13 protein-coding genes and 1 riboswitch are annotated in these 19,918 nt (G+C 55.1%); of the genes, 4 read left to right on the forward strand and 9 right to left on the reverse strand.

Annotated elements, in window-relative coordinates:
- The first annotated feature begins 168 nt into the window (after window positions 1–168).
- Window positions 169–351: riboswitch (cobalamin riboswitch) on the forward strand.
- Window positions 352–478: 127 nt separating this feature from the next.
- Both G491_RS0111595 and G491_RS0111600 read left to right on the forward strand, forming a co-directional pair.
- On the forward strand, window positions 479–2,587 hold the full coding sequence (locus G491_RS0111595) for a TonB-dependent receptor (RefSeq protein WP_028314722.1): 2,109 nt from the start codon (window positions 479–481) through the stop codon (window positions 2,585–2,587).
- A gap of 71 nt (window positions 2,588–2,658) precedes the next feature.
- Window positions 2,659–4,326 carry a choice-of-anchor U domain-containing protein gene (locus tag G491_RS0111600; protein ID WP_028314723.1) on the forward strand — a complete coding sequence of 556 codons (1,668 nt, stop codon included), beginning with the start codon at window positions 2,659–2,661 and terminating at the stop codon, window positions 4,324–4,326.
- A gap of 53 nt (window positions 4,327–4,379) precedes the next feature.
- On the opposite strand, the gene G491_RS0111605 is transcribed toward G491_RS0111600, so the two are convergent.
- A complete protein-coding gene (locus tag G491_RS0111605) occupies window positions 4,380–4,952 on the reverse strand; it encodes a plasmid pRiA4b ORF-3 family protein (RefSeq protein ID WP_015947698.1) in 573 nt (190 codons plus the stop codon).
- 227 nt (window positions 4,953–5,179) lie between these two features.
- Between G491_RS0111605 and G491_RS0111610 the strand changes: the two genes are divergently transcribed.
- Window positions 5,180–6,835: a two-component system sensor histidine kinase NtrB gene (locus G491_RS0111610; protein WP_028314724.1), complete on the forward strand. Its 1,656-nt coding sequence runs from the start codon at window positions 5,180–5,182 to the stop codon at window positions 6,833–6,835.
- Window positions 6,836–6,840: 5 nt separating this feature from the next.
- Here the strand turns inward: G491_RS0111610 and G491_RS0111615 are convergent, their stop codons facing one another.
- The 7 genes from G491_RS0111615 to G491_RS0111645 all read right to left on the reverse strand — a co-directional run bounded on the left by G491_RS0111615 (window position 6,841) and on the right by G491_RS0111645 (window position 16,402).
- On the reverse strand, window positions 6,841–9,267 hold the full coding sequence (locus G491_RS0111615) for a PAS domain-containing sensor histidine kinase (protein WP_028314725.1): 2,427 nt from the start codon (window positions 9,265–9,267) through the stop codon (window positions 6,841–6,843).
- Window positions 9,268–9,307: 40 nt separating this feature from the next.
- Window positions 9,308–10,453 (reverse strand): ArsA family ATPase, encoded by a 1,146-nt coding sequence (locus G491_RS0111620; RefSeq protein WP_028314726.1) that lies wholly within the window; start codon window positions 10,451–10,453, stop codon window positions 9,308–9,310.
- Window positions 10,453–11,427, reverse strand: a complete 975-nt coding sequence (locus tag G491_RS0111625; protein ID WP_015947702.1) for an ArsA family ATPase — start codon at window positions 11,425–11,427, stop codon at window positions 10,453–10,455. The genes G491_RS0111620 and G491_RS0111625 overlap by 1 nt, the downstream gene beginning before the upstream one ends.
- A gap of 25 nt (window positions 11,428–11,452) precedes the next feature.
- Window positions 11,453–14,080: an alanine--tRNA ligase gene (gene alaS / locus G491_RS0111630; protein ID WP_028314728.1), complete on the reverse strand. Its 2,628-nt coding sequence runs from the start codon at window positions 14,078–14,080 to the stop codon at window positions 11,453–11,455.
- A 99-nt stretch (window positions 14,081–14,179) separates the two neighbouring features.
- Window positions 14,180–15,241 carry a recombinase RecA gene (gene recA, locus G491_RS0111635; RefSeq protein WP_028314729.1) on the reverse strand — a complete coding sequence of 354 codons (1,062 nt, stop codon included), beginning with the start codon at window positions 15,239–15,241 and terminating at the stop codon, window positions 14,180–14,182.
- A gap of 87 nt (window positions 15,242–15,328) precedes the next feature.
- On the reverse strand, window positions 15,329–15,907 hold the full coding sequence (gene thpR / locus G491_RS30485) for an RNA 2',3'-cyclic phosphodiesterase (RefSeq protein WP_051327198.1): 579 nt from the start codon (window positions 15,905–15,907) through the stop codon (window positions 15,329–15,331).
- A gap of 27 nt (window positions 15,908–15,934) precedes the next feature.
- Window positions 15,935–16,402 carry a phosphatidylglycerophosphatase A family protein gene (locus G491_RS0111645; protein ID WP_028314730.1) on the reverse strand — a complete coding sequence of 156 codons (468 nt, stop codon included), beginning with the start codon at window positions 16,400–16,402 and terminating at the stop codon, window positions 15,935–15,937.
- A 253-nt stretch (window positions 16,403–16,655) separates the two neighbouring features.
- Here G491_RS0111645 and G491_RS0111650 point away from each other — a divergent pair, with 253 nt between their 5' ends.
- Entirely contained in the window at window positions 16,656–17,312 is a 657-nt protein-coding gene (locus G491_RS0111650; protein ID WP_028314731.1) for an OmpW/AlkL family protein, read from the forward strand.
- Between the two features lie 389 nt (window positions 17,313–17,701).
- Here the strand turns inward: G491_RS0111650 and G491_RS0111660 are convergent, their stop codons facing one another.
- Window positions 17,702–19,831: a hypothetical protein gene (locus G491_RS0111660; protein WP_028314733.1), complete on the reverse strand. Its 2,130-nt coding sequence runs from the start codon at window positions 19,829–19,831 to the stop codon at window positions 17,702–17,704.
- Window positions 19,832–19,918: the final 87 nt, after the last annotated feature.

A 19,918-nucleotide genomic window follows, 5' to 3' on the forward strand; every position in this document is an offset into this window, starting at 1 on the left:
CGGGGCGTTTTTAGTCCCCTCCTTTAAACCGCGCTGTTGACAGCGGCTTTTCGCCTTTTATCCGCCGCACCCTTTGTTCAAATCCTGTCCTGGATATTATGCTGTTTTTCAGCTCCATGCTGACTTAAGCCGAATCTGCTTGACACCCCTTTAGGCGGTATTTTATAGGATTCAAATAGGGCGTTAGGCGCCTTCAAGGCTCCAAATGGGAAGCCGGTGTAAATCCGGCGCGGTCCCGCCGCTGTAATCGGGGACGAACGCCGCATCAGCCACTGTTTCCAACGAAATGGGAAGGCGCGGCCATTAGAAAGATCCGAAAGTCAGAAAACCTGCCTAACGCCGGGAAGTGCATTGTTCGACGAGAGATCGACGGCGGCTTGACAGCCTCATGGCTTCCCCACGGGTGATGAAGAAGACGGGTGCAGTCCCCCAACCATGTTTTAGTGGTTGGGGTTTTTTATTTTCAGGAGATTAAACTATGAAGTTATTTGGAAATATCACCATTCAAAGAAGAACCGGAAGGTTTTTTGACCTCACTTTTTTCATAGTTTTCACTATGTTCATGAGCATTTCCCCTTTGGTTTGGGCCCAGAACGAAGAGGCGCCGGGAGAGGAAGAGACCGCGCAAAAACAGGCAATGGAAGCCGACTACGTGCTGAACGACATGGTGGTTACCGCGCAAAGGCTGCCGGATGACTTCCGGACCGGAGACGTTGACCAGGAGAACGCCCCGTCTTTTTTCACCGTGATCCCCAGGGAACAGTTTATAGGGAAGATGGAAAACCTGGCTCAGGTCCTGAAAAAGGAGGCCGGAATCCAGGTCAAGCAGTCGGGCGGGCTAGGCAGTTTTTCCACGGTGTCTCTCAGGGGGTCTTCCAGCGACCAGGTGATGATCTACCTGGACGGCATTCTGCTGAACGACGCCTCGGGCGGAGGCGTGGACCTTTCCAATATCAGCCTTGCCGACGTTTCCTCCATCAATGTGTATCGGGGGGTGAGCCCCGCCAGCTTCGGCAAGGCCGGGATCGGCGGCGTAATCAACATCAAGACGCTCCGCGCCCAAAAAGGGACCAAATACAACGTAGGGCTGGGCTACGGCTCCTTTGACACCAAAAAGGCCTTTGGATTCATCAATCACAAGCCGGGAAAAGCCGACTTTTTGCTCTCCGCCGATTATCTGGGCAGCGCCAACGATTTTGAGTTCAAAAATGACATGGGAACAAGCTGGAACAAAGTGGATGACCAGATTCAAAAACGGAACAACGCCGAGTTCTACCAATACAACGTTCTGGCCAAGGCCGGCTGGGACGCCAATCGCAACCTCCGGTTCGACCTGGTGAACCAGTACTTCTTCAAGGACCAGAACCTGCCTAACTGGATTAACATGGAGACGGCGTCCACCAATCTCACCACCTCCCGGAACATCACCACCATGCGATTGGGGCTGAATAACGTCACGCCTCTGGCGCTCAATACGGCCGCCAGCATCAGTTACAGCGACAAGGAGGAAAAATACGACGACCAGGAAGGCTCCGTGGGGCTCGGCAAGCAGTTGAACAAATACAACACCCAGCGATGGACCGGCGATCTGTATACGGAATGGATCTCCGACTACAACATTCTGGCCGCCAAAATGGAATATCAGCACGAAGACTACAGCCCCGAGGATTTGTTGCAGGAGGATGACCCTCGTGACAGCAACCGGGACTATATAGTGGCCACCCTCCAGGACACCCTGATGCTGCTCTCGCAACGGGTTATTCTCACCCCGGCCGTGCGCTACGCCTGGTTGGATGACGAACTGGAATCGGGAACGACCGTGTGGGGCTCCCAGTTGGAAAAAAGCGAACGCAAGGACGAATACTGGATGCCCCAATGCGGCCTTAAGGTCAAACCCTGGGAATGGATCAGCCTGAAAGCCAACGCGGCCCAATATGTTCGCGAGCCTTCGTTTTTCGAATTGTTCGGCGACAGGGGCTTTTTCATCGGAAACGAGGAGTTGGAGGCGGAAAAGGGAACCAATTTTGATGTGGGATTTGAAGTGAATTACCTGACGGGCTGGACGCTCATCAATCGGGTGTATATTTCCAGCGCCTACTTCAAAAACGACGTGGATGACCTCATCACCCGCATATACGACTCCCGGGGAGTAGGCAAATCCGTCAACATTTCCGAATCCGAAATCACTGGAGTGGAAAGCCAGGCCGCCGCCGATTTCCTGAACCTGTTCACGGTTTCAGGAAACGCCACGTGGCAGGACGCGGTCAACGCCAGCGAGATTTCCACCTTCAACAACAAAAAGCTGCCCGGGCGTTACGAATGGGCGACTTCGGGCAAAGTGGAATTCCATTACAAGGGTTTTAAAATCTACAGCGAATACTTTTACGAGGCGGGTAATTTTTACGACGCCGCCAACTTATTGGAAGCGCCGGAAAAAAAGGAACTGAATGCTGGCGCGGCATACCTGTTCAAGGGATTTTCCATTGAACTGCAAGGTAAAAACCTCAGGGACAAGCGTTACGAGGATTATAACGGCTATCCCCTGCCCGGCAGGGCCTACTACCTGACCATAAAGTTTGAGGGATAATTTTGTAAATCGGCATAAGGAGCGGTGACATTAACAGGCCCCATAGGCCTACCAAATACGAGGGGAAGGATATGATGGAAAAATTTTTGTCCCAATTTCATGGTTTGTTCTGCGTTTTAATACTATTAGCCGCTGGACAGGCCTATGCCGCCGGCCAACAGGCGGTGGTCCAGACCACGGCTTCCACCTGGGACAGCGCAGCCCACGCCGTCATTGACGTCAATCCGACACTGGGCGCCAGAGACGCGAACGTGGACTTGTTTCCCACCGACACCAGCGATTGGATCATACGCTCTTACGGACAGTACTTTTATCTTATCGGCAGATACTACACGGACAGCCTGACCAAGTTCGCTATCGGCGCCCCTGAGGATCCCATTTATCAAGTTTCTGTTCTGCCTGACGGGCTTGCCAGCGGCAACCCCCACGACATGATTTTCCTGAACGCGGGAAAAGCCTACATGCCCATGTATGAAACGGACAAATGCTGGATCGTCAATCCCCAGGACGGGACAAAAACAGGAGAAATCGACCTGTCCGCCTATGATGACGGCGACGGCGTTCCGGAAATGCACACCGGCGTGATTGTGGACGGCAAACTGTTTTTGCTCCTGCAACAATTGGATCGAGACAATAGCTGGGCTCCCTACAGCGCCTCCTACGTCGCCGTAATCGACACGGCCACGGGCCAGGAAATCGACACCAACGGAGACCCTTTGACGCCCAATGGCATTGTCCTGAACGGCGCCAATCCCCAGGTCATTCAATACCTGCCTGAAAACAACACCATCTACATCGCCGCTACTGGAAAGTACCCCGGCTCCAGCATCGACAGCCCCATGCTGTATGCAGGGGGAATTTTCACCCTGGATCCTGACGCCTACACCGTAACCAAGCTCATAGATGACGGCCCCGACGGCCCCGACGGCAGCCATCCTTACGGCGCCTTTTCCGGCCTGGCTGTTGTGAGCCCGGAAAAAGGCTATTTTGTGGGATACAAAGGCTGGGGGGACAATGTGTTTCAGGCCTTCAACCCCACCACCGGTGCGGTTGGCGATGTGGTGACGGGCCTGGAAGGGAAGTCCCTGGCCGGAAACGAAACCGGCGCAGCCATGGATGAAAACGGACTGGTTTGGCTCTCCTCGAGCGGAACGGACCACACTGTATTCATTATCGACCCCGCCGACGATTCTGTGGAGGACCAGGTGGACACGAACCTGAACCCCGGCAGCATTGCCTTCTGCCCGCCCACCATCTGGGAAGGCAGCAACCAAATCAACGCAGCCACCGGAACCGGAAACTTAAGCGCGTCCAGCGACATTGGAACCATTGCGGATATTACAGCGTATAAGACGACCGACTTTCCCAACGCAGGCGACGCCCCGTCCCTGCCCTTTGTGGACGGCTTAATCGGCGTGACCGTAGAAGGAGTTGCAGCCGGGTCAGACGTGGATGTAACCATCACCTTCCCCACGCCCAGGCAGTCCGACGCAGTCTATTACAAACTTGACGCTGCAGGCGACTTTTATGCATTCCCCACGGATAGAATCACCATCGTGGACAACAACACCATTATCCTGACTTTGACGGACGGAGGAATTGGAGATACGGACGGGGTCGCCAACGGGACCATTGTGGACCCGGGGGGATACGCCATGACCGCTCCGGAAAATCCCAAATCCACCGGAGGCGATGACGACGACGATTCCGGTTGTTTTATCCGGTCTCTCAAGTTCTAAACCCAAAGCGCCAATGCATGAGGCCGGCCTTTTTTCGAGGCCGGCCTCTTTTTTCAGGCAATTCGCGCCAGACGGGCGTTGGCGGCCTCCAGGTCGAAAAAACCGGGGTCAAAGTCCCTGCCGACCCATTGCGCCATAACATCATGGGCGGGATGCCTTTCGTCCCGAAGCGCTTCCAACAGATCGAAATACCTAAAGATCCCGCCAATGTTTTCGGGAGGGTTGGCCCGAGCGCCGGCCGTGCACACAGGATAGCGGGTTTCATGCTCCAGGGCGCTGATATCCTCCACCAGCACCTCCAGGCGCCAGTTGTCTCCCGGGTCGTATTCATAGACAAAACGTTTACCGGGTCTGGCGGCGACGTGAGATAAACGCACGTCCTGCTCTCCGATCATGCCGGCATCATTATCCGGGGCTGGAATGCCGTAAATTTTGCCTCCAATGGAAAAACGGTGCTGGTGGGTTCCGGACCAGCCCATGATGGACAAAACTATCTGATGCAATTTATTTAAAGTGGTGTCGCTGGTAACCTGCAAACGCCGCCAAATATGGGGATCCGCCCCCATGAGAGTGATTTTTAAATCATAGACGCGGCGCAGTTCAGTGACTTTATTGGCAGAAGGCATCCGAAAAAACTCCAAACGGTTCAAATAATCGCTATTCGCCATCCTCTCAATCGGTGGCGGAACTTTGCGCTCACGCATTATGTTGCAAGAATTCGGCCAGATAAGAAAAAACCGAAAAGAATCGTTTGACTACACCCCGTGCAGTAGAGTATTTTCTAGCCCAACGATCATCTATATGAGTTCGCTTGAATAAACCCCTTGGTACAATGTCACGGAAGCACCCAAACATGGATAAGCCGCTGGATGCCGCATATATAGGCCGCATCCTGAACATGGACGCCTCTCGCGCCTTAAAAGAGCGCGTCGCCAACTGCATACAAGCCTTCCAGTCTCTGGAATCCATTGGCGCCATGATGATCCCTTATGTCGCTGCCTGGAATGAATCTGACGGCAAGGTATGGTATGAATTCGCATCTCCCCGCTTCTGCGATATAATGTCCTGCAAGCCCAATGAGCTATCCAAGGTTTTCCCGGAAAGCATCATTGATCGGAGGCTGTACAGCTCCACATTCAACAACCAAACCATCAGCCGCCTGGAGCTTTTAGGGGCTCGAAACAGGATTCGGGAGGAAGGAAAGCTGACCGGGCAGACCGAATCGGTCTTTAAGGTCGCGCCTCCGGGAAAAAGCACTGTTTGGTTAAAAGATCAGGCAGTAATAGAATGCTATCCGGATGATTTTATATGCATTTCCATTGGCGGTCTTACGGAAGTGACCAAAGAAATGGAAGCGGAGGAAAAACGCAAGCTGGCGGAGGCGGCCCTGGCGGACAGCGAACGGAAATACAGGCAAACCTTTGAAAACGCGCCTACGCTTATAGTTCTGTCGGACTCTCAAGGAAAAATCCTGGATTGCAACCCGAAAATTCTGCCTTATTTGGGCTATTCGCCGCAGGATGTCCTGGGTTGCAACCTCTTGGATTTCACCCAGCAGGGGAGCGCAGCCGCTCTCCAGGAAGCCCTGGACCAGACCATAAAAAACGGACAAACTTCCGGGGTGGAGCTCCTGTTTGTGAAGCAGGATGGCAGGTTCCTTGACGCAAACGTCAATTTTTCGGCTCTTACCGATGAGTTGGGGCATAGTGAAAAGGTGATTTGCGGAATTGAGGACGTCACTCACAAAAGGCAGATGGAAGAGGAACTTGTCAGGACCCGCAAACTGGACGCCACAGGAATTCTGGCCGGCGGGATAGCCCACGACTTTAACAACTTGCTTACGGTCATCATCGGAAACATGGAGCTGACCCAGTTGCACGGAACGCTTGATGGATCCTCCAAGCAGGCTCTGCTTGCGGCCAAGGACGCTGCGGTGCGGGCCTTCAGGCTGACCAACAAGTTCATCACATTTTCCCAGGGAGGCTCCCCCGTCAGAAGAAGGACCGCCGTCACCCAACTCATCGAAAACGCCATCATGGAGTCCACCCAGGATACCATGAGCTTCGCCCTTATGGGGTCCCGCCTGGAGTTCCAGCGCAACTACAGCGAAGACCTTTGGGACGCCATGGTGGATGAAGGGCAAATGCGGCAGGTTTTTATGAGCATCCTGGCCAACGCCAAGGAGGCCATGCCCAGGGGCGGCGAGATTTTCGTCAGCGCCAAGAACACCACGGTGACGCTCCAAAACGATCAGGAAGAGGTTCCACTCCCCCAGGGACAGTACATCAAGATTGCGATTTCGGACCAGGGCGTTGGAATTCACCCGGAAAACCTGGAGAAAATCTTCGATCCTTATTTCTCCACCAAGGACCGCGGACGGCAAAAAGGCATGGGCCTGGGCCTTTCCATCGCCTATTCCGTGGTCAAGAAGCACGACGGCTTCATTACCGTCAAACCCCGCAATGCAGGAGGCGTCAGCGTGGTCATCTACCTCCCCGCCTGCCCCTGACCTTTTTAAGAAGGATAGGACGCCGGATTCCGGCTCTGCAGGTCTTCCATAGGCAGGGTAATGGTAAAGACTGCGCCTCCCTCGGAATTGTTCGCCGCGGAAATGGTCCCCTTATGCTCCTCAATAATGCCCAGGCAGATGGACAGCCCCACCCCCATGCCCATTTTTTTCTTTCTGGTGTAAAACGGGTCGAACACCTTGTTCAAATCCTCAGGGGCGATGCCCGGCCCGTCATCCATGACTTGCATGACAAGGCTGGAGTTCCTCCGCTGCGTCTTGACGACAATGCCGCCTTTTAAGCCTGGCCCGTAATCATCGGCGTTCGCCGAAATGGCCTCCACGGCATTGTTCACCAGGTTGAGCACCACCTGGCTCATCTGCTGGGGCGAGGCCAGGATGTCCGGGATGCTTTCATCCAGATCCAGGCTCACCTCCACACGGCTCTTCTTGAGGTAGCTGGCGCCCAGGCCTACGGAACCCTCAATAATCCGATTGATATTGGTTTTTTGGCGTTTTTCCTTGCCCGGTCTGTTCAGGTCCAAGAGATTTTTCACCGTGTCCCGAATATTTAAAAACGCCCCTTTTAACAGATCGATCTGGCTGCACAATTCGCGGTCATCCGCATACTCACGTTTTATGGCGCCCAGCATCATGGTGATGGCCTGCAAAGGAGAATTGATTTCATGGGCGACCGAGGCCGCCAACTGCCCGGTTGCGGCCAGCCTTTCAGAGCGGATCAACTGGCTTTCCAACTCCTTGGTGGCGGTGACGTCCCGGAAGCTCCACACCCTGCCGCCGTCCGGCTTTTGCCTGGAAAGCGGGCTGGAGTACTCCTCGATCACCCGGCCGTCTTTCAGCACCAGGGCGCCGTGGGTGGTTTGGGCTGTTTTAAAAGTCTCAAAAACGGTCTGTTTAAGGTTGTGGGAGTTTTCTATCTGGCTCGCCATGTGGTCCAGAATCTTTGTGTTGTCCCTGGCTGCCATCAAGGAAATAGGAATCCGGAACAATTCTTTAAACAAGCTGTTAAAATGGGTTATTCGGCCGTTTTCGTCCACAACCAGAATGCCGTCCGCCGTGGACTCAATGGTGGCGCGCAGCAATTTCTCATGTTCCAGCAGAGCGGCTTCCCCGCGTTTTCGTTCTTCAATTTCGTTCGTCAGCTTATAGTTTGCGGCCAACAACTCGCTTGTTCGGCTGGCCACCTCCATCTCCAAAGCATCGTGGGCCCGCTGCAAGGCTTCTTCCGCACTTTTCCGCTCCGAAACGTCGCTCTGGAAGCACAGCAAGGCGGGGGCCGAGTCCCAAATTATTTTTATGCTGCTTTGCTCCACCCAGCGCTCGTTTCCATCCCGGGAAATGATGCGGAAGGCCTGCACGGCCGCCTTCCTCCCGCTCTCCACCAACTCATGCTGCTTTTGCAGAACCATACGGCGGTCGTCCGGATGGATATGAGAGTCGAAAACCCATCCTTTGAACTCTTCTCGGGAGTAGCCGTATAATTCGCTCACCTGTTTGTTCCAAAAGACGGGATAGTTGTTCTGGACCACCACAATGCCTTCATTGGCGTTTTCCACCACCTCCCGGTAGCGCAATTCGCTGTCCCGCAGGGCCTGTTCCGTCAGCTTAAGCGCGGTGACATCCTCGACGGCCCCCACGTAGCCAAGCACATTGCCTGCCTGATCCAAAATACGGGTTGCGCCGAAACTGATCCAGCGCATGGCGCCCCGGTTGGTCCAGATCTGGGTTTCGTGGGAATACTCTTCCCCCTCCAAAACGCCTTGAAGCCAGCTTTCCACGGTGGAGATGGCTTCCAGGGGAGGCAAGGCGCCTTGCTTGTTTCTCTCCAGGTCCCAGTCCCCTTCCAGCTCAAAAATGCTTTTAAGAGCGGGATTGACATAGGTTGTCACCCCATGCTCATTGACCAGAAAGATGCCTATGGGCGCAGATTGAGTCATGCGCCTGAACCGCTCTTCGCTCGTCCGCAGTTCTTGGATCTTATTTGTATAGTGGTTGATTTCCTCTTGCTGCAAAAGAAGCGTTTTTTCCAGTTGGACGGTTTTGCCCAGCAACTCCCGGGTCTTCTGCTGCATCTTGGATTCCGCGTCCGCAAGGCGTCCGGCGTCCAGCTCCTTTGAGACAATCAAAGAGTCCAAAACCTTGTTAAACTCGCCAGCCAGCCTTGCCCAAGGTCCCGGCCCCGCGTCAGGGTCCAGGCGGCGCTCATAGCTTCCATTGACCAGGTTTTCTAACGCATCGACAATTTCCCAATAATGATAAATAATTCTTTGGCGGAGATGCAGGGAGACGGCGGCTATTAAGCAAATCAGAAAAAGGCTGAGGGCAAGGTAATACCCGTCCAAGGCTGCAATGCTTATGACGCCCAAGATTGCAGAAAGGACAACAAGGAGAACTGAATGACGTTCCAAATCCATGGGTCACCTGCCAAGATCGCCCCCCCGTCCTCCAGGCGAATTACACTCTTAACACCCGCAATTTAAGATAGGAGGCCACATCCAACAACGTGGCGATGTCATGCACGTCATGCAGTAAATAAGGCACGCGGACGCTTCCCACGCCCTTTTGAAGGCGCGTTAAAAAAGATTCTATGGCGCGTTTATCCGCCTCGGCCAGCAGGATGAACAAACGCAGGTTGGCGACCAGGGCTTCCACGGCCGGCTTATATTTCCTTAGTGAAGAAGCTGCTTTTTCGCCCATGGCCTCCACTTCCCTGGAGGTCAGGTCCGTTGGCGGCGTATGCACGCGGTTGAAAATCACTCCGCCCAGGGCCATGCCTTCCTGTTCGATCCTCTCCACAAAAAAATCCGCCTCGCTTAAAGATCCGGATTGGGGCGACGTGACCAGTAAAAAGGCGGTCCCGTCCTCTTCCATCAGCTCCCGCACCCTGGCGGCCCGGGCTTTAAACCCGTCGTACAGGCCTTCGAACACCAGAAAAAAATCCGCAATGTCGGCGAGGGTCTCCTTGCCCGTGGCTTTTTCCAAGATGGAAAACATGGCCTTGGCCGTGCGGTTGACGAATTTGAACCCCATCTTGCCGGCCGTGAGATAAGGTTTGAGCACCCATTGGATGACCTTGGCGTCCAAAAAAGCCGTCATTTTATTGGGCGCGTCCAAAAAATCCAGCGCGTGGCGCGAAGGCGGCGTGTCCAGGACGATCAAGTCGTATTTTCCGCTGGCGGCGAGCTCATACAGCTTTTCCATGGCGGAAAACTCCTGGCTGCCGGCCAGGGCGGTGGTTATATTTTGATAAAACCCGTTTTCCAGAATTTTGCGGCTGGTTTCCTCATTGGGCGAAATGCGCTGGATGAGGTCGTCAAAGGTACGCTTGGAGTCCAGCATCATGCCCCAAAGCTCTCCTTTAGGCTTGACGCCCGCCTTGTCAAAGGCTTCGTCCGGTATGCGCGCTTCTTCGTTGCCCAGTTCTTTCAAACCAAGGGAGTCCGCCAGTCTTTTGGCCGGGTCGATGGTGCAGACCAGAACCTTGCGACCGGCCATGGCCGCGGAGAGGGCCAACGAGGCGCTGATAGTGGTTTTACCCACGCCGCCGGAGCCGCAGCAAACCAGGATGTGTTTTTCGGCGACCAGGTCGGAAAGCTGCATCAGACGCCCTCCTTCAGGTTCCGGCTGATAATGGCGGCCACCTTTTGCACGCCTTCCTTATCCACCCTTCCGGGAAAAAGATGGGGGATGGAGACGATGGGAGGCCCGATTTTTTCCAGCACCATGTTTTTGTAAAATTCGCTCTGATCCACCCGCGCCTGCCTGCTTTCCAAAGCGGTCAAAAGGCCTTTCGCCCGGTCGGGAAAGACCTCCTTCAGCCGCTCCATGGCGTTGCCGTCCTTTTGCAGCTTGTCAAAAGAGTCTTGCGACTCGTCGTCGAACAAGGGCGGATACACGCTGTTCACAAAGGTGATCCCGGTGGGAATCCCCAACTCCTCCTTGGCGGTCTTCAGCAAGGTTATGGACTCGTTGACCGGCATTTCCTCGGGCAGAGTGACCACGTTCAACAACGAAATTTTGGGATCCGTGAGCATCCTCTGGACGTCCGCGGTCTGCCCCTGCATCCTGCCCATCTTGATGATGTTCATGAACACGGAGGGGACTTTTAAAAAGCTCAGGCCGTGGCCCGTGGCCGGAGAATCCACCACAATCAGGTCGAAGCGCGGCCTGTTGGACCATTTGACCTTCATGTCGTACAGGTGCCAGATTTTTCCGACGGTGATGAGTTCGCGCCAGCCGGGAGCCGTGTTGAGAAAGTAATTGAGCAGCCGGTTGTTCAGGATCAATCGGGCGGCGCCGCCGATCTTCAGTTGCAGGCCCACGTATTCGTGCAAGGCCCGGAAGGGTTCGATGCTGAGGACCGTAAGGTCTCGGTCCACCTCGATTTCCTTGTACACGGGAATCTCCCGCCCGAAGATCATGCGCATGTTAGGCGAGGGAGTGACCTCCACCAAACAGACGCTCATACCCCGGTCCCTGGCTGCATAAGCCAAGGCCGCAGCGACTGTGGTTTTGCCAACTCCCCCCTTGCCTGTTACGAATAGTATACGCTTTTCAAACGGGTCGATTCCCAAAATTCTCTCCGGTCGATCGCGGGCGCTACATCTCCTCTACGATCTGATAGGCTTTTTCCATGGCCTGGGAGAGATTTTCCGGCTTGCTGCCTCCTGCCTGAGCCATATCCGGCCGGCCTCCGCCTCCCCCTCCAACTTCCTTGGCGACATGTTTGATGATGTTTCCGGCCTGAAACTGCTTGGTCAGGTCCTTGGTTACCATGACAATGAGCAAGGCCTTTCCGTTAACCTCACTGCCTAGCACCACGATGCCGGACTGCAATTTGTCCCTGAATTTGTCGGCCAGGTCCCGCATGGCCGCGGGAGAGTCCACTTCCACCTTTTTGGCGATCATCTTTGCGCCGCGGACCTCCCGGATTTCGTCGTCCACGCTCTCGGACGCCTTGGCTGCAATCTTGGCTTTGAGGGCGTTGATTTCCTTTTCCTGCTGCTTGTTCTGGGCCAGGAGCTTTTCGATCTTATCGGGCAGGGTTTCCGGCTTTTCCTTTAGCAGGCCCGAAACCTTGTTCAGGTTGCTCATCAGGCCGTGCACGTATTCCACGGCGCCCGCCCCGGTCAACGCCTCGATGCGGCGCACGCCGGCGGCCACGCTGGATTCGCCCACGATCACAAAAAATCCCACGTCGCCGGAACGCTCGGTATGGGTGCCGCCGCAAAGCTCCTTGCTAAAGCCTTCCATGGAAACCACCCGGACGGTGTCCCCGTATTTTTCCTCGAACAGGGCCATGGCGCCGGATTCCCGGGCCTGATCCGCGTCCATTTCCACGGTGTTGACGTCCAGGTTGTCGCGAATGCGCTCATTGACCAGGGTTTCGATCTTGACGGTTTCTTCGGGCGTCAGCGGAGAGAAATGGGTGAAGTCAAAACGCAGACGTTCGGGCCCCACCAACGAGCCCGCCTGCTTGACATGATCGCCTACCACCTCGCGCAGGGCTGCGTGCAGCAAATGAGTGGCCGTGTGATTCCGGGCCGTGGCCTGGCGGGCGGCTTCGTCCACCTTCAGGTCCACGTTCTGGCCCTTGGCGATTTTGCCTTTGACCACCTTGCCTTCATGGATAATCAGGCCCGTGGGGTCTTTCAGGGTCTTGACCACTTCCAGTTCCAGGCCGTCCGCCGTGATCACACCAAGGTCGCCCATCTGGCCGCCGGACTCGCCGTAAAAAGGCGTGGCTTCCGTAACCACGGAGACCGCGTCGCCGGCCTGAGCCTCCTGGACTTCCTTGCCGTCCTTGACAACCAGGAGGACCTTGGAGCAGCCGGAGGTGCCGTGATATCCCTGGAACTCGCATTTGATTCCCTGGCTGGACAGGCTGGCGAAGGCTTCTCCTGCGCCTTCAAAGGCCACGGTGGAGCGGGATTTTTCCTTTTGCTCCTTCATCCGGGTTTCAAAGCCGTCCCGATCCAGGACAATGCCCTTGTCCCGAACCACGTCTTCCACGATGTCCACTGGAAATCCGTAGGTGTCGTACAGCTTGAAAATAACTTCGCCGCTGATTTCCTTTTCGCCCTTGGCTTCCATCTCGCCCAGGGCGTCGTTCAAAACGCTCAGGCCTTTGTCCAGGGTTTCGGAGAAGCGGTTTTCTTCGTTCACGATGACGTTGGTGATAAAGCTCCGGCCTTCCGTCAGGTCCGGATAGGCGCCGCCCATGGAGTCGCAGACCGCGGCCACGGTTTCGTGCAAAAAGGACTTGTTAAAGCCCAACTGGCGGCCGTAGCGGATGGCCCGGCGCATGATGCGCCTTAGCACGTAGCCCCTGCCTTCGTTGGAGGGCAAAATGCCGTCGCCCACCAGAAAGGCGGCGGCCCGGCTGTGGTCGGCGATGACCTTCATGCACACGTCGTCGGTTTTGGAGTCGCCCAATTTTTTGCCGGAAAGCTCGCCGATGCGGTTGAAAATGGGCGTGAACAAGTCGGTGCCGTAGTTGGTGCCGGCGTTTTGCAAAATGGAGCAAATGCGCTCCAGGCCCATGCCGGTGTCGATGCTCGGCCTGGGCAGGGGAGTCATCTTGCCGGTTTCGTCCCGGTTGTACTGCATGAACACCAGGTTCCAGATTTCCAGGTACCTGTCGCAGTCGCAGCCCACCGCGCAATCCGGGCTGCCGCAGCCGAACGCCTCGCCCCGGTCGATGTGGATCTCGCTGCACGGACCGCAAGGGCCGGTGTCGCCCATGGACCAGAAGTTGTCCTTTTCGCCCAGACGCACGATGCGCTCTTCGGGCACGCCGATTTTATCGCGCCACAGGAGCCCGGCTTCGTCGTCGTCCAGATAGATGGAGACCCAGAGTTTGTCCGCAGGCAGGCCGAACTTGTTGACCAACAGGTCCCAGGAGAGTTCAATGGCAAGTTCCTTGAAGTAATCTCCAAAGGAAAAGTTGCCCAGCATCTCGAAAAAGGTGTGATGGCGGGCCGTGTAGCCCACGTTTTCCAGGTCGTTGTGCTTTCCGCCCGCCCGGACGCATTTTTGGGATGTTGCAGCCCGGGTGTAGTCGCGTTTCTCTTCGCCCAGGAAAGTGCGTTTGAACTGCACCATGCCTGCATTGGTAAAAAGAAGAGTGGGATCGTCCTGGGGAACCAGGGACGAGCTTTTAACCACTCTGTGGTCATTTTTCTTGAAATACTCCAAAAACGCGGAGCGGACTTCGTTACCGGTCATGATTTCTCCCGCCTCCGGCAGACCCGCGGGCTTGCCGCCTGTTTTAAAAAGGCCTGCACCGGAGCTGCTCACACACTGGCAAGTTGTTAAGGTTGTTATTTACTTTTTCTTTTTGCCGCCGTTGTTTTCTTCCGGCGCGGTTTCCTGGGCTTCTTCGGGCGCATCGTCTCCGATGCCCAGCTTGTTCCTGATCATTTTCAAGGCTTTGTCGTATACGTCCGGGTTTTCCTTGAAAAAGCGTTTTACGTTTTCCCGGCCCTGGCCGATGCGTTCTCCGTCAAAGGAGTACCATGCGCCGCTTTTATCGATGATTTCCAGATTGACGCCCGCGTCCAGCAAGTCGCCGGTCTTGGAAATGCCTTCGCCGTACATGACGTCGAACTCGGCTTCCTTGAAAGGAGGCGCCATTTTGTTTTTAACCACGCGCACCTTGGCCCGGTTGCCCACGGATTCGGTTCCTTCCTTGATGGCGCCGATCCTGCGGATGTCCAAACGCACGGAGGCATAAAACTTAAGGGCGTTGCCGCCGGTGGTGGTTTCCGGGTTGCCGAACATCACGCCGATTTTCATACGAATCTGGTTGATGAAAATCAGGCATGTGCGGGTTTTGTTGATGGTGCCGGTGAGCTTGCGCAAGGCTTGGCTCATGAGGCGGGCCTGGAGACCCATGTGGGAGTCGCCCATGTCGCCTTCGATTTCCGCCTTGGGGGTCAGGGCCGCCACCGAGTCGATGACCAGGATGTCCACGGCGCCGCTGCGCACCAGCATGTCGGCGATTTCCAGGGCCTGCTCGCCCGTGTCGGGCTGGGAAACCAGCAGTTCATCGCAATTGACGCCCAATTTCTTGGCGTAGCTCACGTCCAGGGCGTGCTCGGCGTCCACAAAGGCGGCCACGCCGCCCCTTGCCTGGGCCTCGGCCACGGCATGGAGGGCCAGGGTGGTTTTACCGGAAGATTCCGGGCCGTAGATTTCCACAATCCGGCCTCTGGGAAGCCCGCCGATCCCCAATGCCAGATCCAGGGCAATGGAGCCCGTGGGAATGACCGGCACTTTCATGGCGACCTGGTCGCCCAACTTCATGACTGACCCTTTGCCGAACTGGCGCTCAATCTGGCTTATGGCTGTATCCAGGGCTTTGGTTTTGTCCTCAGTGATTGCCATATTCTTCCTCCGTCCCTTTGAACGATAAGATTTTCTGGTGTCGAGAAATGGGCCGTCCCTGTCCGCTTTAGCTATCTAATCGGCTAATTAGCCGTTTCGTCCAAAAGAAGCATGGGCAAGCGCCGTATACACTGCGCCTGTGGGGCGCAAGTCGCTCTTAAACAGAATGATGCGGTCCACAGTAAATTTCTGGGTTTCAAGTGATCCGGCTTTTTCAACGGCCTGCAGCAGGGCCTTGGGGTCGATCCGTCCCTTGGCCCTTCCCAGCGTGATGTGGGCGCTGAACCGCTTGTTTTCCGCTTCAAAGCCCAAGGGCTCCAGGCCTTGCTCCAAACAGGAGGCCAGCTTGGCCAGGCCGGCCGCATCCCCTGCCAGGCCGGTCCACAAAACCCGGGCTTTGGAAAAATTCGGGAAAGCCCCAAAGCCATTTACATTAAAGGTCATTGGCGCAAACCCGGCCGTGCATTCTTTCATGACCTGCACGACTCCGTCAATATCGGATTGCAGGACGTCGCCTAAAAACTTTAGGGTCAGGTGCATGCCTTTGGGATTGACCCAGCGGAAAGGAAGCCCGGAAGCCTTAAACCCTCCCTGAGCCCGGCTTACGGCCTGCTTAACCTCTTCGGGGATTTCCACGGCGATGAATGTACGGAGCTTCCGGGTCATAAAGGCCCTTGCAAAACAATTAATCCATTAAAAATAATGGAGAAAAATTCGTAAAAGAATATGGGCGTACACCCCGGCCGCCAGATCGTCCGCAACAATGCCCAGCCCGCCGGAAAGATTCTCATCCAGCGTGCTGACCGGGGGCGGCTTGAAAATATCGAATATCCGAAACAAGATAAACCCCGCGACCGCCGCCTTGAACGAAAACGGCACGGCGAACAGGGTCACCATGTATCCCGCGATTTCGTCAATCACGATGGCGCCCGGATCTTTGGCGCCCATGGCTTTGGCGGCCTTATCCGCTATAGGCACGGAGACGGCGATAAACGCGGCCGCCAGGACCGCCGCTGCAAGCCATTGCCATTGCCAGACCTGCCACATGATCCAGGCAAGCGGAATTCCCCATAAGGTCCCGAAGGTGCCAGGGCCTTTGGGAATAAGCCCCACATAAAAGCCGGTGGCCAGCGTCACCGGCCATTTTTTTCCTGTATCCATCCGGGTTTATCTATATTTTAGCCCTGTTTTTGTCAAGGGCTTTGCCTGTTTCGGGCCTGGATCGGAATGGATGATCCCGCCCCTTCAAAATGCTTTATCCACTTGATTTCGTATGCCCAATCCATTCGGGGCGCCCGCCCTGCCCCGCGGCTGGCCTATTAAGCATTATTTCTTGACTCTTTAGGGGCTTTTGTTTTTAATATTCTTCAATCGCTGCACTCAAATCGAGCACAAGTCATTACAGGAGGATAACTTGAAGAAGACACTCTTAATAGCTGTTTGCGCCATTTGCTTTTTTTCCTTATGTACAGGGGCGTACGCCGAGGGAGAGCGCACCTGGAAGTTCGGCGTCGGCGCGGAAGTTTCTTTTCTTAAAACGCTGGACTACGACGTGGACGACGTTGCGTCCACCGAGCAGACCTTTGAAGCCACGGCCATGCCCGGCGTCAACATGACCTTCTTTTTCAACCAGTATTTTTCCACGGAACTGACCCTGGCCTACGCCAAATACGAGATGGAGCTGGACGTTCCGGGTACAAAAATCGAACAAGGGGAACTGGAGCAGGTTCCGCTTTTGCTCACCTTTCGGGCTCACATGCCTTCCGAAGGCGGATTCAGCCCGTACATCGGCGCGGGTCTGAGCTACTTCTTCAACGACTTTGACATGTCCGATTTTTATTCCCGAAACCTGGCCAAAGGAACATCCATCGACCCGGACGACGGGCTTGGATTTCACGCCAACCTGGGCATGGAAATTGATGTGACGGACAATCTCTCCTTTGACATTGACGGAAAGTACACCTGGTACGAGGAGGAGTTTGTCATCAAGAGCCCCGGAAATCGCGACCGCCAGGAGGACGTGGAGTTGAACTCCCTTTCCATCGGAGCAGGCATGAAGGTGTATTTCTAAACCGGGGCCAATCTCTGTAAGATTTAAAAGGCCGATTAGGGAAGAATGACTTCCTTAATCGGCCTTTGGTTTGATAGAAATCATCTATCTCCTGCGGACGAAAGCCCTTTCCAAAACCAAACAAAAGCATGAATTCAAGCAGGTCCGTGCACCCGCCAATCATACCCAATTTCTGCAATCTTTCCCGGCCGCGCCTTTTGTTCTTTCGAACCCAGGCAAAAAAAGCCTTGCCTGGGCCACCCACAACGACGGCCAAGGTTTTCTGTCATCCCCGTGGAGGGGTTGCGGCGGTATGATTGCGGCTGTTATGCAATCATGATGACACACTCCCGGAAACGGGGACCCAGAGTCTTCTTGCGTATTTATACATTAGGGTGCAGACCGCCTGCCTAATCCCTGACGCCCGCTATGCGCTGCAGGACGAACAGGGTGTCCTTAACGGTGACTTTATCGTCGCCGTCCGGGTCCGTGGCCTCAAAAGCCCAGTCGGCCCTTGAAAAGGAGCCCGCGCTCATGCCGGGCAGTTGCAGGGAAACGATAGCGTCCCCCACGTCCAGGGAGGCGTTCATGTCAATATCTCCTTTTTGAATCACTCCTGATGAAAGGACTACCGCACCATCCCCTGAAGCATACCATTGGCCGGAATCCGTAGCGACCACTCCGCATAAATTTTGAGACATCCAGCCGTCAATCAGCGTGGCCTGTCCATTTTCAAACTGATACAAATATCCGCGGTCCCCACCTATGTAGCCGCTGTAAGTATTAAGGCTGGCAATGAACTTGCCGGCGCCCAAGTAGGAAACCATGCTAAAGGTATCGTAGGAGTATATCCCCTGAGCGGAAACCGGAGTCCAGGCGCCGCCGTCCATTTTGTATATGGCGACGGACCCGCCCACGGCGTAAACGTACCCGTCCCCTGCTGCAACGGACGCCAGTTTGGTGGTCACGCCGGAGTCTTCTTCCGTCCAAGCGCCGCCTGAATAAGAGATAATTTTCCCGTTTTGTCCCACGGCGTACACTTTGCCGTCCGAGCCCTGCGCCAAGCTATAATACGAGTCAAAGTCCGGGTCATTATAGCCGTCGACCTGATCCCCATTGACGATCTTTCTTGGTAATCCACCGTCCAACCCGCCTAAAATAATGAACATATCTCCGGACTCCGTATACAGGACATCGGTCATAGCCAACGGAACTCCGGCATTATTCGGTTTCCAGGAGGTCCAGGACTCTCCATCGTAATGAAAAGCGCCATAGGAATAACTGCCGTCCATGGGCTGCAAGCCCACCCACACATTGTCCTTTGCAAAGGCTCTCAAACCTGTGACATGGGCCTGCTTATTTTCGCCGATAGGCAGGGGATGCTCGGTCATGGACCCTTTGTTCCAGGCGAACACCCCTTCCCCGGAATTGATCCATCCTGGGGCGAACCACAGATCCTCTCCCCAAGAAACACGGGTAAAATCCTTTTTGACCGTGGGAATCCGGGACTCCTCGCGCCAGCCGTTTACAGGGCTATAGGTTTCCAGGCGTCCGTTATCTCCTGCGATGAGATACGAGCCGTCCGACTTTTGGCGGATAACATTTTGCTTCCAATATTCGGAGGGAGGAATTTCCGTGAAGCCCGATCCGTTCCAATGATACACGGAGCCGGAGTAAGACGTGAAATACATGTCCGAACCGGAAGTCCCGGAAATGGAGGTCAATTGCGTATTCTGCATGGAAACAGGCACGGTATAGGTTATGGGATTGGATATCTCAATCCAGTTTCCGGCGGCTTTGTTCAGCTTATACACCTGGCCGTAATTGCCGCAGGCGAAAACCGTGTCGGCGTCCGGCCCCCAGACGTCGTCCAAAAAGTTCGTGCTGAAATTGAAGGGCGGCTCTCCTTCTTGCTTTTGAATGGTCCATGCGCTGCCGTCATAATGGATTATCTGCCCGTACCATCCCACGGCGTAGACGTCATCCGCCGCAAAAGCATGGACGGAGTCCAGGCCGACGCCCAAATACAGGCCGCTGACATAGTCCACGCTCCAGGAATTTCCATCCCAATGGTACAAATAGGCGGAGCGTTCGTCCGCCGCCCACACGTTGTCGGGGGCGATGGCGTGGATGTCATCCGGAGGATAGGTGTCGCTCCCTAAGAAAACAGGAGCCGGGACGGAGCTCCAAGTTGAGCCGTCGTAATGAAGAAAAACCGCTTTTTCCAGATTATTGGTGCTGTAGTCGTCTCCGCCGGCGGCCCAGATATCCGTTTCCGAGGTTCCGTGGATGCAAAACAGCGGGACATTAGTAGGCGAGTCCATGAACTCGAAATTTGTTCCGTCGTATTTGATGATGGTTCCCGAATCGCCCACAAAATAAAAGGTGCTTCCGTCAGGAGTCCAGGAGTCGAACAGGCTGTTGGCGGTGGGAAAGGGCAGGATGCTGTTGACCTTCTCCTGCGCAAAGGACGGGGTTATGAGACAGAGGTGGACAAGACAACAAACCAGCAGGCCGGTGATGGGAACTCTTTTTAGCATTGGCGCCTCTCATGGGAAAATCGGCAAAAGAACTCTGCTTCGACTGCAGAAATGGTACGAATATTTTAAACCTCTTTCAGAGATACG

Origin of the sequence: Desulfatibacillum aliphaticivorans DSM 15576 (assembly GCF_000429905.1) — a bacterium.
Lineage (GTDB): Bacteria > Desulfobacterota > Desulfobacteria > Desulfobacterales > Desulfatibacillaceae > Desulfatibacillum > Desulfatibacillum aliphaticivorans.